Annotated in this window: 15 protein-coding genes; 6 read left to right on the top strand and 9 right to left on the bottom strand. The window is 69.9% G+C overall.

Annotated features, from left to right (window positions below):
* The first annotated feature begins 132 nt into the window (after positions 1 to 132).
* Entirely contained in the window at positions 133 to 1,029 is an 897-nt protein-coding gene (locus AC1RCS_RS15085) for a LysR family transcriptional regulator (protein WP_492245254.1), read from the top strand.
* Positions 1,030 to 1,059: 30 nt separating this feature from the next.
* On the opposite strand, the gene AC1RCS_RS15080 is transcribed toward AC1RCS_RS15085, so the two are convergent.
* From AC1RCS_RS15080 to AC1RCS_RS15065, 4 genes are read right to left on the bottom strand one after another with little or no spacing between them, the layout of a single operon-like run.
* Entirely contained in the window at positions 1,060 to 1,848 is a 789-nt protein-coding gene (locus tag AC1RCS_RS15080) for a CPBP family glutamic-type intramembrane protease (RefSeq protein WP_255594946.1), read from the bottom strand.
* A gap of 22 nt (positions 1,849 to 1,870) precedes the next feature.
* On the bottom strand, positions 1,871 to 3,268 hold the full coding sequence (locus AC1RCS_RS15075; RefSeq protein WP_218297888.1) for an aminopeptidase P N-terminal domain-containing protein: 1,398 nt from the start codon (positions 3,266 to 3,268) through the stop codon (positions 1,871 to 1,873).
* Positions 3,265 to 4,011 (bottom strand): nucleotidyltransferase family protein, encoded by a 747-nt coding sequence (locus tag AC1RCS_RS15070; RefSeq protein ID WP_492245278.1) that lies wholly within the window; start codon positions 4,009 to 4,011, stop codon positions 3,265 to 3,267. Before AC1RCS_RS15070 ends, AC1RCS_RS15075 begins: the two co-directional genes overlap by 4 nt.
* Before the next feature lie 50 nt (positions 4,012 to 4,061).
* Positions 4,062 to 4,451 (bottom strand): S-adenosylmethionine decarboxylase family protein, encoded by a 390-nt coding sequence (locus tag AC1RCS_RS15065; protein ID WP_218297889.1) that lies wholly within the window; start codon positions 4,449 to 4,451, stop codon positions 4,062 to 4,064.
* A 320-nt stretch (positions 4,452 to 4,771) separates the two neighbouring features.
* On the opposite strand from AC1RCS_RS15065, the gene AC1RCS_RS15060 reads away from it, so the two are divergent.
* The 3 genes from AC1RCS_RS15060 (at position 4,772) to gap (ending at position 8,828) form a co-directional block, all read left to right on the top strand.
* A complete protein-coding gene (locus tag AC1RCS_RS15060; RefSeq protein ID WP_218297890.1) occupies positions 4,772 to 5,401 on the top strand; it encodes a response regulator transcription factor in 630 nt (209 codons plus the stop codon).
* Positions 5,402 to 5,649: 248 nt separating this feature from the next.
* Positions 5,650 to 7,737 carry a transketolase gene (gene tkt, locus AC1RCS_RS15055; protein WP_369643647.1) on the top strand — a complete coding sequence of 696 codons (2,088 nt, stop codon included), beginning with the start codon at positions 5,650 to 5,652 and terminating at the stop codon, positions 7,735 to 7,737.
* Positions 7,738 to 7,829: 92 nt separating this feature from the next.
* Positions 7,830 to 8,828 (top strand): type I glyceraldehyde-3-phosphate dehydrogenase, encoded by a 999-nt coding sequence (gene gap, locus AC1RCS_RS15050; RefSeq protein WP_218297892.1) that lies wholly within the window; start codon positions 7,830 to 7,832, stop codon positions 8,826 to 8,828.
* Positions 8,829 to 8,950: 122 nt separating this feature from the next.
* Here gap and AC1RCS_RS15045 read toward each other — a convergent pair whose 3' ends face one another.
* Positions 8,951 to 10,096, bottom strand: coding sequence for a mechanosensitive ion channel family protein (locus tag AC1RCS_RS15045; RefSeq protein ID WP_492245253.1), 1,146 nt, complete (start codon positions 10,094 to 10,096; stop codon positions 8,951 to 8,953).
* A 450-nt stretch (positions 10,097 to 10,546) separates the two neighbouring features.
* Here AC1RCS_RS15045 and AC1RCS_RS15040 point away from each other — a divergent pair, with 450 nt between their 5' ends.
* Both AC1RCS_RS15040 and AC1RCS_RS15035 read left to right on the top strand, forming a co-directional pair.
* On the top strand, positions 10,547 to 10,924 hold the full coding sequence (locus AC1RCS_RS15040) for a DUF4398 domain-containing protein (protein ID WP_218341771.1): 378 nt from the start codon (positions 10,547 to 10,549) through the stop codon (positions 10,922 to 10,924).
* Between the two features lie 68 nt (positions 10,925 to 10,992).
* Positions 10,993 to 11,913, top strand: coding sequence for an OmpA family protein (locus AC1RCS_RS15035; protein ID WP_492245252.1), 921 nt, complete (start codon positions 10,993 to 10,995; stop codon positions 11,911 to 11,913).
* 234 nt (positions 11,914 to 12,147) lie between these two features.
* Here AC1RCS_RS15035 and AC1RCS_RS15030 read toward each other — a convergent pair whose 3' ends face one another.
* From AC1RCS_RS15030 to AC1RCS_RS15015, 4 genes are all read right to left on the bottom strand, one after another.
* Positions 12,148 to 12,918: an immunity protein Imm33 domain-containing protein gene (locus AC1RCS_RS15030; protein WP_218297897.1), complete on the bottom strand. Its 771-nt coding sequence runs from the start codon at positions 12,916 to 12,918 to the stop codon at positions 12,148 to 12,150.
* An 82-nt stretch (positions 12,919 to 13,000) separates the two neighbouring features.
* Positions 13,001 to 14,020: an aldo/keto reductase gene (locus tag AC1RCS_RS15025; RefSeq protein ID WP_492245251.1), complete on the bottom strand. Its 1,020-nt coding sequence runs from the start codon at positions 14,018 to 14,020 to the stop codon at positions 13,001 to 13,003.
* 56 nt (positions 14,021 to 14,076) lie between these two features.
* Complete coding sequence (locus AC1RCS_RS15020; RefSeq protein WP_369643652.1) at positions 14,077 to 14,463, bottom strand: iron chaperone; 387 nt, start codon at positions 14,461 to 14,463, stop codon at positions 14,077 to 14,079.
* Positions 14,464 to 14,479: 16 nt separating this feature from the next.
* The gene (locus tag AC1RCS_RS15015) at positions 14,480 to 15,091 is read right to left on the bottom strand and encodes a YdeI/OmpD-associated family protein (protein WP_492245250.1); all 612 of its coding nucleotides are present in this window, start codon (positions 15,089 to 15,091) and stop codon (positions 14,480 to 14,482) included.
* Between the last annotated feature and the right edge of the window lie 93 nt (positions 15,092 to 15,184).

Below are 15,184 nucleotides of genomic sequence, written 5' to 3'. Positions count from 1 at the left end.
TGCCCGGTCTGCGCCCCTGGAAAACCAGCCACTCCAGCGTAGCCAAGCACGTGGCCCGGCGGAAGGCGCAGCATTTGCATTCCATACATGCACAAGACGCCATGCCACGGACCGGCGTGCTATGGTCCCGCCATGCCGCGGCCTGATCTCAACCTGCTGGTCACCCTGGATGTGCTACTTGCGGAGGGCAACGTGGCGCGGGCCGCCGAGCGCCTGCACCTGAGTCCTTCCGCGATGAGCCGGGCGCTCGCCCGGCTGCGCGACACCACCGGCGACCCGCTGCTCGTCAGGGCCGGGCGCGGACTGGTGCCGACGCCACGCGCACTGGAGCTGCGCGACAAGGTCAGCCAGCTCGTGCAGGACACCGAGGCCGTCCTGCGCCCCGCATCGGCGTCCGACCCCGCCCAATGGGCCCGGTCTTTCACGCTGCGCTGCAGCGACGGCTTTGCGGAGAACTTTGGCCCCGGCCTCCTCGCCCGCGTGGGCGAGGCCGCCCCCGGGGTGCGGCTGCGCTTCGTGCAGAAGACCGACAGGCACAGCGCCCCGCTGCGCGATGGAACCGTCGACCTGGAGACCGGCGTGGTGAGCGACGCCATGGGCCCCGAGGTGCGGGCGCAGGCCCTGTTCCGCGACCGCTTCGTGGGGGTCGTGCGCGCGGGGCACCCGCTGTGCGCGGGCGAGATCACGCCGGCCCGCTATGCGGCCGGCAGGCATGTGCTCGTGTCGCGGAAGGGGCGGGACCGGGGGCCCGTGGACGATGCCCTCGCGCCCCTGGGCCTGGCGCGGCAGATCGCCACCGTGGTGGGGGGCTTTTCCACCGCGCTGGCACTGGCGCGCGGCTCCGACCTGGTTGCCACGGTTCCCGAACACCACACCGGCAACCTGCGCGCCGGCATGTCCAGCTTTGCACTGCCCGTCCCGGTGCCGCAGATCACGGTGTCGCTGCTGTGGCACCCCCGGCTGCAAGCCGATCCCGCGCACCAGTGGCTGCGCGGGCTGGTCCGGGAGGTGTGCGCCGAGCTTCGCTGACGCGCGCCCCCGCACGGCCGCACGCAGCGGTCAGACGAAGGGATGCGACAGGGCGTGCGCCAGCACATGGGCCAGGATGGCGGCCTCCAGCCCATGCCGGGCATAGAGCCATCCCGCCACCAGCCCGAAGGCGGTGTTGCCCACCAGCACGAACGCCACCACGGAGGGGGTGAGCACCCCGGCCATGGCCTGCGCGGCCGGCAGATGCCCCAGCGCAAACAGCAGGGCGCTGGCCACCACGGCGGCCGCCACGATGCCACGGCCCGGCGTGCCCTGGCCGCGCTGCACGAAGCGCCAGCCCAGCCACAGCAGCAGGCTCATCACGCCCCAGCGCACCAGCAGTTCCTCGGAAATCCCGCCATAGAGCAGCTTGACCCCCAGGGATGCGGCACCGGCCGGGTCGGAGGGCCTGAGCGCCTGCGGCGCCACCAGCGAGAGGCCCCACAGCCACAGTGCGCCCGCGAGCCCGCCCACAAGCCCCGGCGCCCACTGGCGCCGGAAGGGCCCGGCCACCGGCTGGCCCTGCAGCCAGGCCGACACGGCCGGCGCCGCCAGCCCCACGCGGGGCGCCAGCGCCACACCCAGTGCCACGCACAGGGCCAGCAGGACCGCGGTCTGCAGGCCGCTGAGCAGCACCATGGCCCACAGCGGCAGCGGCAGCAAGGCCTGGTGGGCGGCCAGGGGCGGGACCAGCGCCCACACCACGGCCACGACGCCCGGCAGGCCCAGCAGCCACAGCGCGGCACCCAGGCGCCACTTCTGCGCGCGGGGGGAGCGCGTGGCAAGGTGCGCGGGCACGGCGGTATCAGAAGCCATCATGGACCCTGGCCATCCCTCGGCCTCAGCCGCGCATCAGCGCTTCGATCTCGTCGGCCTTCACCGGCACGCCGCGCGTGATCAGCTCGCAGCCCGTCTCGGTGACGATGGCGTCGTCCTCGATGCGGATGCCGATGTGGTGGAACTGCTCGGGCACCCCGTCGGCCGGCCGCACGTAGATGCCGGGCTCGATGGTGAGCACCATGCCCGGGCGCAGCACGCGGCTGGGGCGGTTGGTGATGGTCTCGCCCGACAGCGGGTCCTTGCGCTCGCTCACCGCCCCGACCTCATCGGGTTCCACGTAGCTGCCGCAGTCATGCACGTCCATGCCCAGCCAGTGGCCCGTGCGGTGCATGTAGAACTGGAAGTAGGCGCGCGTGTCGATCACGTCCTGCGCGGTGCCCACCTTGTTCCTGTCGAGCAGGCCCAGGTCCAGCATGCCCTGCGCCAGCACGGCCACGGTGGCGTCGTGCGGGTCGTTGAAGCGCGCGCCGGCCTTGGTGGCCGCCACCGCCGCGTCCTGGCTGGCCAGCACCAGGTCGTACAGCGCGCGCTGCGGCCCGGTGAAGCGGCCGTTGGCCGGGAAGGTGCGGGTGATGTCGCTGGCGTAGCCGTCAAGCTCGCAGCCGGCGTCGATGAGCACCAGCTCGCCGTCGCGCACCGGGGCGGCGTCCGCGCGGTAGTGCAGCACGCAGGCGTTGGCCCCGGCCGCCACGATGGAGCTGTAGGCCGGGTACTGCGAGCCCTCGTCGCGAAACGCGTGCAGCAGCTCGGCATCCAGGTGGTACTCGCGCACGTCCTGGCCGGCGCGCAGCATGCGGGCCGAGCGCTGCATGGCGCGGATGTGCGCCCTGGCGCTGATGTCGCTGGCGCGGCGCATGATGTCCTGCTCGTGCGCGTCCTTGATGAGCCGCATCTCGTCGAGCAGCGTGCACACATCGTTCTGCTCCGCCGGGCACAGCGCGCCGTAGCGCACGCGCGCGCGCACCGCGTTCAGCCACCCTTCCACCCGCGCCGCCAGGCCGCTGTGGATGGCAAACGGGTACCACACGCGGTGGCGGTTCTCCAGCAGGCGGGGCAGCTTGGCGTCCAGCTCGGCGATGGAATGGGCGGCTTGCACGCCCAGCGCCCCGGGCGCCGCAGCGGGGCCCAGCCGGTAGCCGTCCCAGATCTCGCGCTCCAGGTCCTTGGGCTGGCAGAACAGGGTGCTGCACCCGTCCTGCGCGACCACAAGGCATGCCCCCGGCTCGATGAAGCCGGTCAGGTAGTAGAAGTAGCTGTCGTGGCGGAACAGGAAGTCGGTGTCCCGGTTGCGCGGGCGCTCCGGCGCCGTGGGGATGATGGCGATGCCCCCCGCGCCCAGCTGGGCAGCAAGCCGCGCGCGGCGTTGGGCGTAGATGGAGGCAGGCACGGTGGTGTTCATGGACGGGCAGCAGAGAGAGAATTGAGTTCAGTCAGGCGCTCGGGGGTCCCCACATCGGTCCAGCGTCCGGTGTAGAGCTGTGCGCTGACCCGGCCATTGTCCATCGCGCGGCGAAGCAGCGGCGCCAGCGGGGCTTTGATGCCGTCCGGGTTGCCGGCCGGAATGTCGCACCAGGGCGCCGCGAACAGCCCGGCGCGCAGCAGGGCGATGGTGCTGTAGGTGTAGCGCGGCGCGGGGTCGTCGGCGGGCAGGTTCAGTGCCAGCCCGTCCGCCGACAGCCCGAAGTCGCCGCGCAGGTTGTGCGCCGGATTGGGCACCAGCCACAGGTGGGCCAGGTGGCCGCTGGCCTCGAAGGCCGACACGGCGGCGCTGCCGAACACGAAGTCGGGCGCAAACACATCGCCCGCCGCCAGCCAGAACACGGGGCCCAACCGGGGCAGGGCGCGGGCGATGCCGCCGGCGGTTTCCAGTGCGCCACCAAAGTCCACGCCTTCGTGCGAGTATGAAATGGATAGCTGCTTGCGCTTGTCCACCCGGCGCTGGAGGCCAAAAACATCGGAAAAGTGGTGGCTGATCTGTCCACCCAGCCATGCGGTGTTGATCACCACCTGCTCCACACCCGCTTCCTGCAGCGCCGCCAGGTGCCACTGCAGCAGCGGCTGGCCCTGCACCTGCAGCAGGGGTTTGGGGATGGTGTCGGTCAGCGGGCGCATGCGCTCGCCACGGCCTGCGGCCAGCAGCATGGCGGGGACCTGCCCCCCGGTGGCGGCGGCCGGCGCCGCGGCACCTGCGCTCACGCCACGGCCTCCTGCAGGGCGCCCCGCTGCAGCGCGTGGCGCTGCACGGCCGTGGGTGCGAACAGGGCCACGAGCGCCTCCAGGAGCGCGCGTGCCTTGCCCGAATGGTCCGCACCGAAGTTGCACACATAGACGTCGAGCGTGACGGCCTGCTGTTCGGGCCAGGTGTGCACGCACAGGTGCGACTCGGCCAGCAGCACGGTGGCGGTCACCCCGCCAGGTCCGTGGGCGGTGGCGGGAAATCCGTGGAACAGCTGGCCCACGGGCTGCAGCCCGGCGGCGCGCACGGCGTCGCCGCAGGCCTGGCCCAGGGCGGCGGCATCGAGCAGCCACACGGGGGCGCAGCGGCAGCCATGGAGATCGGCGGTGAGGTGCAGTCCTTGCATGGCCCGCACTGTAGTGCATCACGGGGGCGGGCGGCGCCGGGCTTTCGGGCCCGCATCGCGGCCGGGCTGGCGCCACCCCGGCCGGTCCCGGCGGTCCAGCGCCCAGGCGGTGGTCGCGCGCGCGGCGCCACGGACTATCCCGCCGGGGTAGGGCGATGCGCCGGGCGCTCGGGTAGCCTGCGCGGCCCATGACAGCCCCTGCCCCGCAACCCCGGCCCGGCCACCCGAAGCCGCTTGTGCCAACTATTACCGGATCACGCCTGCGCGCGATCGTGGGCCGCCGTTTCGCGGGCACCGACACCCCCCATAGTGTCGCCACCATGAAGATCATCCTTGCCGACGACCACACGCTGTTCCGCGAAGGACTGCAGCACCTGCTGTCGGCACTGGACCCTCAGGCCCAGGTGCTGGAGGCGAACGACTACGCCAGCGCGGCGTCGCTGGTGGTGGAGCATCCCGATGCCGCCCTCGCCCTGGTGGACCTGGACATGCCGGGCCGCGACGCCAGCGCGCCGGGTGGCGGCGGCCTGGAACGCCTGCTGGCGCTGGCGCCCGGCGTGCCGGTGGTGGTGCTCTCCGCCCGCGAAGACCCCGCCGTGGTCCGCGACGTGCTGGACGCGGGCGCCATGGGGTTCATCTCCAAGCGCGAACGCGCCGCCGTGATGCTCAACGCCCTGCATCTGGTGCTGGCCGGCGGCATCTACCTGCCGCCCATGCTCCTGGGCACGGCGGCCCGAGCGTCCGCCTGTGCCGCCCTGACCCCCCGGCAGGTCGAGGTGTTGCACGGCCTGGCGAACGGGCATGCCAACAAGGTGATCGCGCGCCAGCTCGGCATGAGCGAGGCGACCGTGAAGGCGCACACGGGTGCCATCTTCCGCAGCCTGGAGGTCAGCAACCGCGTGCAGGCCGTGCGCATGGCCCGGCGGCTGGGCCTGCTGGCGCCCGACTGAGCCCAAAGAAGCTCCTGATTTGATAGCTGCCAGCGCTTTATAGACAAGCGCTGGTGACCTGTTTTATTCAAAATTGAAGGTCCGGCAGGCCGCGGTGCGACGGCCGATCACGGAGCACAGATGTGCCGCGGGCCGTGCGGCTTCCGCCGGGGCAAAAGCCGCCAGCGCGGGGGACCGCGCTCCGGGCTCCAGGCCGCCCCGGTAAAATGCCGGGTTTCCCCTGAACCTCCCACCCTGAACCCTCCCCCATGGCCAACACCCAGCAATCCCAACAGATGGCAAATGCGATCCGCGCATTGGCCATGGACGCCGTTCAACAAGCCAACTCCGGCCACCCCGGCGCCCCGATGGGCATGGCCGACATGGCCGTGGCGCTGTGGAGCCGCCACCTCAAGCACAACCCCACGAATCCCCAGTGGTTCGACCGCGACCGCTTCGTGCTCTCCAACGGCCACGGCTCGATGCTGCTGTACGCGCTGCTGCACCTCACCGGCTACGACCTGCCCATTGGCGAACTCAAGAACTTCCGCCAGCTGCACAGCAAGACGCCAGGACACCCCGAAGTGGGCTACACCGCTGGCGTGGAAACCACCACCGGCCCGCTGGGCCAGGGCATCACCAATGCCGTGGGCTTCGCGCTGGCCGAAAAGCTGCTGGCCTCCGAGTTCAACCGCGAAGGCCACGCGGTGGTGGACCACAACACCTACGTGTTCCTGGGCGACGGCTGCCTGATGGAAGGCATCAGCCACGAGGCCGTGTCGCTGGCTGGCGCCTGGAAGCTCAACAAGCTGATCGCGCTGTATGACGACAACGGCATCAGCATCGACGGCCAGGTCGCCCCCTGGTTCGCCGACAACACCCCCCTGCGCTTCGTGGCCAGCGGCTGGAACGTGATCGGCCCCATCGACGGCCACGACGCCGACAAGGTGGCCGCCGCCATCGTGGAAGCCAAGAAGCAGACCGAGCGCCCCACCCTCATCGTGTGCAAGACGCACATCGGCAAGGGCAGCCCGAACCGCGCCAACACCGCCAAGGCCCACGGCGAGCCGCTGGGCGCGGAAGAAATCAAGCTCACGCGCGAAGCCCTGGGCTGGACCAGCGAGCCCTTCGTGGTCCCGGACGACGTGTACGCCGGCTGGGATGCCAAGGCCAACGGCCAGGCTGCAGAGGCCGCGTGGAACGAGCGCTTTGCCGCCTACAGCGCCGCCTTCCCCGAGCTGGCCGCCGAACTCACGCGCCGCATGGAGGGCAACCTGCCCGCCAACTTCGCGCAAGTGGCCGTGGACGCCGTGGTGGCGGCCCACACCAAGGGCGAGACCGTGGCCAGCCGCAAGGCCAGCCAGCTGGCGCTGGAAGCCTTCACCGCCGCGCTGCCCGAACTGCTGGGTGGCAGCGCCGACCTGACGGGCTCCAACCTCACCAACACCAAGAGCACCCCCAACCTGCGTTTTGACATGCAGGGCCACGTGGTACAGACCACGCTGGAAAACGGCCAGAAGATCGGCGGGCGCCACATCAACTACGGCGTGCGCGAGTTCGGCATGGCCGCGATCATGAACGGCATCGCGCTGCACGGCGGCTTCATCCCGTACGGCGGCACCTTCCTCACGTTCAGCGACTACAGCCGCAACGCCATCCGCATGGCCGCGCTGATGAAGCAGCGCGTGATCCACGTGTTCACGCACGACTCCATCGGCCTGGGCGAAGACGGCCCCACCCACCAGTCCATCGAGCACGCCGCCAGCCTGCGTTTGATCCCCAACCTGGATGTGTGGCGCCCCGGTGACACGGCCGAAACCGCCGTGGCCTGGAGCGTGGCCCTGTCCAACAAGGACAAGCCCACCGCGCTGCTGCTGTCGCGCCAGAACCTGCCCTACGCGCCCAAGCGCGACCTGGGCGACATCTCGCGCGGCGCCTACGTGCTCTCCGAACCCGCGGATGTCGGCATCAAGAAGAAGGCCGTGGCCGTGATCATCGCCACCGGCTCCGAAGTGCAGCTGGCGCTCAAGGCCCAGCGCCTGCTGGCCGACAAGAAGATCGCTGTGCGCGTGGTCTCCATGCCCAGCACGACCACGTTCGACCGCGAAGACGCCAAGTACAAGGGCAGCGTGCTGCCCGCCGGCGTGCCCCGCGTGGCCGTGGAAATGGGCGTGACCGACGGCTGGTGGAAGTACGGCTGCGCCGCCGTGGTGGGCATCGACACCTACGGCGAATCGGCCCCGGCGCCCGTGCTGTTCAAGCACTTCGGCTTCACCGAAGAGAACGTGGCCGACGCGGTGCTGGTCGCCATTGGCGCCGCACGGCTCAAGCCCGCCAAGAAGGCCAAGGCCCGCTGAGACTCCTCCCCGCCCGCTGCGTGCCCACTGCTGCAGCGGGCGCGCCCCGGCAGATTCCTGATTTCGACTTTGCAACCTTGGAGAGACACCCTATGACGATCAAGATTGGTATCAACGGCTTTGGCCGCATCGGCCGCAACGTGCTGCGCTCGGCCATCCAGAACTTCAGCGACATCGAAGTCGTGGGCATCAACGACCTGCTGGAGCCGGAGTACCTCGCGTACATGCTGCAGTACGACTCGGTGCACGGTCGCTTCAAGGGCGAAGTCTCGGTGGACGGCAACACCCTGGTCGTCAATGGCAAGAAGATCCGCCTGACGCAAGAGCGCGACCCCGCCAACCTGAAGTGGAACGAAGTCGGCGCCGACGTGGTGATCGAATCCACCGGCCTGTTCCTGGACAAGGTCACCGCGCAAAAGCACATCGATGCCGGAGCCAGGAAGGTCATCCTGTCGGCCCCGTCCAAGGACGACACGCCCATGTTCGTGTTCGGCGTGAACCACGACACCTACGCCGGCCAGGCCATCGTGTCCAACGCCTCGTGCACCACCAACTGCCTGGCCCCCGTGGCCAAGGTGCTGAACGACAAGTGGGGCATCAAGCGCGGCCTGATGACCACGGTGCACGCCGCCACCGCCACGCAAAAGACCGTGGACGGCCCGTCCAACAAGGACTGGCGCGGCGGCCGCGGCATCCTGGAAAACATCATCCCCTCGAGCACCGGCGCCGCCAAGGCCGTGGGCGTGGTGATCCCGGCGCTGAACAAGAAGCTGACCGGCATGTCCTTCCGCGTGCCCACCAGCGACGTGTCGGTGGTCGACCTGACGGTGGAGCTGGACAAGGCTGCCACCTATGAGGAAATCAAGGCCGAGATGAAGGCCCAGTCCGAAGGCGCGCTCAAGGGCGTGCTGGGCTACACCGAGGACAAGGTGGTGGCCACCGACTTCCGTGGCGACACCCGCACGTCCATCTTCGACGCCGACGCCGGCATCGCGCTGGACGGCACCTTCGTGAAGGTCGTGAGCTGGTACGACAACGAATGGGGCTACTCGAACAAGTGCCTGGAAATGGTGCGCGTTGTTTCCAAGTAAGCGTTACCCTTGAGAATGAAGAAGCATTAGAAGCAACTACCCTGTTCAAGCCGGCCGCCTGCAAAGGCTGCCGGCTTTTTTTTGCCCCCCGCCCGCCCCGCGGTGCGCGGCAGGCCGCCGCCTCAACGCGCGGCCACGGACGCGGCGGCGGCCGCCGCAGCACCAGCCAGCGGCGCCGGGCCCTGGGACTGCGCAGGCGCGCTGGCGATGTGCACCGTGCTGGTGGGAAAGGCAAACTCCACCCCCATGGCCTTGAACTCGCGCATGAGACCCAGGTTGATGGACTGCTGCAGGTCCATGTAGAGGTTGAACGCCGGGTCCTGGACGATGTAGACCACCTCGTAGTCCAGCGAACTCGCGCCAAACGCCTTGAAGTGCGCGCGGTCGAAGCACAGCTCCGGATGGGCGTCGATGAGCTTGCGCACCACGCCCGGGATCGCCTCGGCCTGCTCGGGCGTGGTGTTGTACGACACACCGAAGCCGAACACGATGCGCCGCTTCTCCAGCATGCGGTAGTTGCTGATGGTCTGCTTGAGCAGGTCGGTGTTGGACATCACGATCTGCTCGCCCTGCAGGCTGCGGATGCGCGTGGTCTTCAGCCCGATCACCTGCACCGTGCCCGAGACGCTGCCGACCACGATGAAATCGCCCACCTCGAAGGGCTTGTCCACCGCGATCGCGAGCGAGGCGAACAGGTCGCCCAGGATGTTCTGCACCGCCAGCGCCACGGCGATGCCCCCCACCCCCAGGCTGGCGATGAAGGCCGTGATGTTCACGCCCACGTTGGACAGGATGGCCAGCAGCACCACGCTCCACAGCAGCGTGCGCAGCCCCCAGGACAACAGCGTGGCGGAGGCGCTGACCTGGGTCATGCCCGTGGACGAATGGCGTTCCACATACCGCCGCACGCCCATGCCGATGGCCCGCATGCCCCACAGGCCCATCTGCAGCGCAAGGGCGACAAACCACAGCTGGCTGAGCCGGCTTTCCCAGCGGCCCGGCAGCTCCAGCAGGCTCGCGCCCACCAGCAGGGCCACGACCACCATGAGCAGGCGGCTCGTGCCCTCCAGCACCTCCACCACGGTGTGCGCCGCCGCGCTGCCGGACTGCGTGGCCCACACCCTGGCACGGCCCGTGAGCAGATGCAGCACCAGCAGGATGCCCACATAGGTCGTGGCGGCGGCGGCCAGCGCCACCATCAGGCTCCACAGCGGAACGCCCACGAAGGTCGTCTCGCGGATCCAGGTTGAGAAGGTCGATGGCGGCATGGTTGTTTCTCCTTGGTGGGGCGGCGGGCGCGGCACGCGAGCCGGGCTGCGGCGCGTGGCTGCTTGCAGGCCTGCGTGGGCGCGGGTGCGGCCGCCGATGGCCGATGGCGGTGGCGCGCGGTGGACTGATTGATCGACAGCCATCGCCGCGCAGAGTTCCCGCACCCTTGCACGGCAAGGCCGCCAGCAACTGAGCGAGGGACGGGTGAGGCGATGGACGACGCCCGGCACAGGCCCGGCCACGCCCCAGGCAAATTGCAAGCGTTCGTAAGACATGGCCCACAGGAATACAGAGGCAGTGCCTACGCGGGCGGCGGGCCGCGCGGCGAACAATGCATTCATCAAAAAGCTGGCATGCATTGCCTGGCGCCGCGCACCCCGCCCAGTGAGGCGCGCAACGCGCCGGGGCCTGCCCACCAACAATCCACCCGCTCAGGAGGTCTCCACACCATGCACCCATCCACCCCTCTCCGTCTCACGGCCGCAGCCCTCGCGCTGGGCGCCCTGGCAGCGTGCTCGTCCACGCCCCCGCCCACTGAACAGATGGCCGTCACCCGCACCACGGTGAACCGCGTGGCGGCGGCGCCGGCGACGGCCACCAGCGCCCCCGTGGACCTGCAGCGTGCGCAGGAAAAACTCATCCTCGCCGAGAAGGCCATGGCCCAGCAGGACTACAAGAACGCCCGGCGCCTGGCGGCCGAGGCCGAGGTCGACGCCCGCGTGGCCGAGACCCGTGCCGACGCGGCACGCAATGCGACCAACCTTGCCCAGGTCCAGGACAGCATCCGCGCGCTGCAGGAAGAAATCAACCGCCGGTCCCCCCGCTGAGGGCCGAGCGCTCCTGACCACGCCGCCCGCACCGCGGGCCGCTCTTGACCTTTGAAGGACACCACACCATGCACCGATTGATCCAACGTACCACTGCCCTGTGCACCAGCCTCATCGCCGTGGGGCTGCTCGCGGCCTGTGCCAGCACCGCGCCGTTCCCGGCGCTGGAGCAGGCCCGCTCCGCCGTGAGCGCCGTCGCCGGCGACCCCATCGTGAACCAGTACGCCCCCGTGGAACTGAAGGAAGCGACCGACGCTCTGGCCCGCGCCGACCGCGAATGGGCCGACGACCACGACGAATCGGAAACCAACCACCTGGCCTACATCGCACGCCAGCGCGCCGAGATCGCCACGAACGCGGCACGCTCGCGCCAGCTGGACGCCAGCATCCAGCAAGCCAGCGGCGACGCCGACCGCATCCTCCTGCAGGCCCGCACCCAGGAGGCCGACCAGGCCCGCCTGCGCGCCCAGCAGGCCCAGGCCCAGGCCCTGAACGCCGAGCAGCGCGCCGCCCAGCAGCAGGCCAATGCCAGCGTCGCGATGGCCCAGGCCAGCGCCGCACAGGACCGCGTGCGCGCACTGGAAGCCCAGCTGCGCGACATGGAAGCCCAGCAGACCGAGCGCGGGCTGCTCGTGACGCTGGGGGACGTGCTGTTTGCCTTCAACAAGGCGGAGCTGTCGGCCCAGGCCGGCCCCCGCCTGGACAAGCTGGCCAGCTTCCTCAAGCAGTTCCCGGACCGCAAGCTGCTCATCGAGGGCTACACCGACAGCGTGGGCTCCGACGGCTACAACCAGGACCTGTCGGACCGCCGCGCCCAGTCCGTGCGCGACGCGCTGGTGCAGCGCGGCGTGGACAGCAGCCGCATCACCGCGCGCGGCTACGGCAAGGCACACCCCGTGGCCGACAACGCATCGCCGGAAGGCCGCGCCATGAACCGCCGCGTGGAGATCGTGATCGCCGACGACAAGGGCACCCTGCGCGGCCGTTGAGCCCCTGGGGCGCCCGATCCCTCGGCGGACAGGCCGGGGGACGGCAAGGTCACCAGATCCCGCCAGCGTGCCGAACGAACAAGCCCTGGAGCAGTGATGCTCCAGGGCTTTTTCCTTTCAGAAAGCGCAGCCTTTGAACGTGGGCGCGAGCGGAGGTCTGCGAGGTGTTTGTGACCGCGGAATGCCGCAGCCCGCCTGGTGAGATGGGCGAGAGCCCTCGTGCCTGTGCCTGGCTTAGCCTGCCGAGGACCGACCGGCCGAGACGGCGCTCTGCCGCGCCTTGTTCAATTCGCTCAGGTACGAGCCCGGAATCTGCTGCACCTCCTGCACGGGTCCGAGCACGCTGATGCGCGCGCCGTCCACGGCCACCTGCAATCCCGCCGGCACCGCAAGGAACTGGATCAGGTCCGGGCGGTGCACGCCCAGCTGGTACAGGGAGGTCTTCATGAAGCGTGCCGGATCCTCAAGGCGTGCCTCGTCGTCCAGGTCCGAGAGCCACCAGCCGGAATCCGCCGCGTTGACGGGGTCGTTTCGGGTCAGCAGGATTCGACGGGCTTCCTGGTAGTTCACGTGCACGACGGCGCTTTGGCGAAGCGACGGAAAGTCCGGCGCGATGGACGGGGAGAGGCTCTCCACAACGTCTTTCTGGTTGCGCAGCTGCATGAGCGTGTTGTCGACCGAATCGACGAACCTCACGGGCACCACCTGCATGTCGGGCTCCAGCACCCGCAGGAATCCTGCGGGCCCCTCTTCCAGCATCGTGAACATCCAGCCGACCTGCAGGCTCTCGCCACCGCGGAACTTCTCGCCCCGGGCGACCCGTTGCTCGAAGAACTGCAGCAGGAAGGAGATGTCCTCCACCGGCACCGCGCTGTTCGACACCCGGATCTGGAACTCGGGATGGCCGTACAGCTTGCACCGGGAAGTGGCGTGCACGGATGGCGTGTCCGGCCGCGCCGGTGCAGGCTTGCGGCCGAATGTCGAGAGGATGGAGCGCAGAGACATTTTTTCAGGTGCGGCTGGGCGGCCCAGGGCGGCCGGGCGTCGTCCGTGGCGCCCGCCAGGCAGTCCGGGGCCGCAGGACGACTTACACCGCGTGGCTTTCGAACGTCTCGGTGTCCACCTCGCTCGCGCTCTGCGCGCTGTAGCGCGGGCCCACCACGGTGCGCTCGTTGATCAGTGCATCCAGCCGCGCGAGCACCGTGGCATCGAGCCGCACACCGGCCGCGCCCACATCGTCCCGCAGGTGCTCCACGCTGGTCGTCCCGGGGATGGGAATGATGTGCCCGCCCTGGTGCAGCAGCCAGGCCAGCGCCAGCTGCGCCGGCGTGCAGCCCACTTCGCGCGCGATGGCCTGGTAGCCGTCCAGCAGCTGCAGGTTGGCGGCGTAGGCATCGGGGGCGAAGCGGGGCATGGCGCGGCGGATGTCCTTGGGGTCGAGGGCGGAGACGTCCCTGAGTTCGCCGCACAGAAAGCCCCGCGCCACGGGGCTGAAGGCCACGAAGGCCGCGCCCAGGTCGCGGCAGGCGTCGAGCACGGCGATCTCGGGGTTGCGTGTCCACAGCGAATACTCGGTCTGCACCGCCGCGACGGGGTGCACCGCGTGCGCGCGGCGCAGGGTGGCGGCCGACACTTCGGACAGGCCGATGCTGCGGATCTTGCCCGCGCGCACCAGGTCGGCCAATGCGCCCACGCTGTCCTCGATGGGCACCTTCTTGTCCCAGCGGTGCAGGTAGTACAGGTCGATCACGTCGGTCTGCAGGCGGCGCAGGCTGTCCTCGCAGGTCTGGCGCAGCGTGGCGGGGCGGCCATCGATCACGCGCACCAGCTTGCCGTCGCCGTTCACGTCCACGCCCTGCATGCCGCATTTGCTGGCCAGGGTGAAGCGGCTGCGGTGGCTTTTCATCACGCGGCCCACCAGCGTTTCGTTGGCGCCGAAGCCGTACAGCGTGGCGGTGTCGAACAGCGTCACGCCCGCATCGAGCGCGGCCAGCAGCACGCGCTCGCCCTGCTCGGCCGACACGGGCGCGCCGTAGGCGTGCGAAAGGTTCATGCAGCCCAGGCCGATGGCCGAGACGGAGAAAGGTCCAAGGTTTCTTTGTTGCATGGCGCAAGCTTACGGCATGCATGCACCCCGCGCCGCACGGCCGCTACGCGGCGTGCTCACTCCCAGAAGCTGCCCGTGGTGCGCGCGCGCACGCGCTGCACGCTGTACCGCGCGATCTGTTCGATCAGCTCTGCCGGCAGCGGCTGGTCGTAGGGCAGCACGATGGTGCCCTTGGTCGTCCTGACGGCCTGCAGCGCCTGCCCGAAATGCGCGAGCGCCGCAGCGGGCGGCGCAAAGCTCGCATGCGCCTTGTGCGCCGAAAAGGCGTACACGAAGCGCGGCTCGATGAAGAACGGCGTGTTCCACTTGATGGCTTCCTCGGCCTGCGGCGCGGCGCGCTTCAGGATGGCGTACAGCGCATGCAGCAGCGGCTGGCCCGCCTTGGGGGCGGCCGCGATGTAGTCCGCGATGGTGGTGGGTTGGGAGGGCGCGGGCGGGGCCATGGTGGGCGAGGTCCTTTCAGGCCGAAGGTGCAGCAGCATCGCCCGCGCGGGGGCGCCGGGTCCACAGGTCGATCCGCTCGCCGGCCACCGAGGCCGCCAGCAGCTGCGCAAACCGCGCCGCGCGGGTTTCAGGCCGCTTGGCCGACGTCACCCAGTGCAGCATGGACTTGCGGTAGCCCGCGGGGGCGGCCTCGAAGAACTGCCATGCCTTCTTGTGGCGTTTGAACTCGCGCAACTGCGCGGCGGGCAGCTCGGCCACTGCGGCCTGTTCGTGCGAGTAGATCGCGGACTTGTCGGCCTTGCGGTGGCTGAAGGCCGCCAGGCCCGCGGGCGTCATGCGGCCGGCGGCCTGCAGCTGCTCCATCTTGGCGATGTTCACCGCGCTCCAGACGGACGATGGCTTGCGCGGCGTGAAGCGGATGGAATAGGTGTGCTCGTCGATGCGCCGGCGCACGCCGTCGATCCAGCCAAAACACAGCGCCTCGTCCACCGACTCGGACCAAGTCATGCACGGGCGGCCCGAGCCGACCTTGTGGAAGCCCACGAGCAGTTCGGGCGCGTGTGCCGCATGGGCTTGCAGCCACTGGCGGAAGGCAGCGGAGGTGGCAAAGAAGGCAGGCGGGGTCATGGGGTGCCATTGTTGCCAACATCCGCGCGCACGGATAGCCGGCCATGGCGCGCCGGCCACGGGGGCCGCGGTGGTTTGCTGCGCCGGGTCGGC

The organism is Acidovorax sp. GW823-FHT01C06 (genome assembly GCF_058798375.1).
The sequence above is the reverse complement of the archived record's forward strand: the minus strand, read 5'-3'. Positions and strand labels throughout refer to the sequence as shown.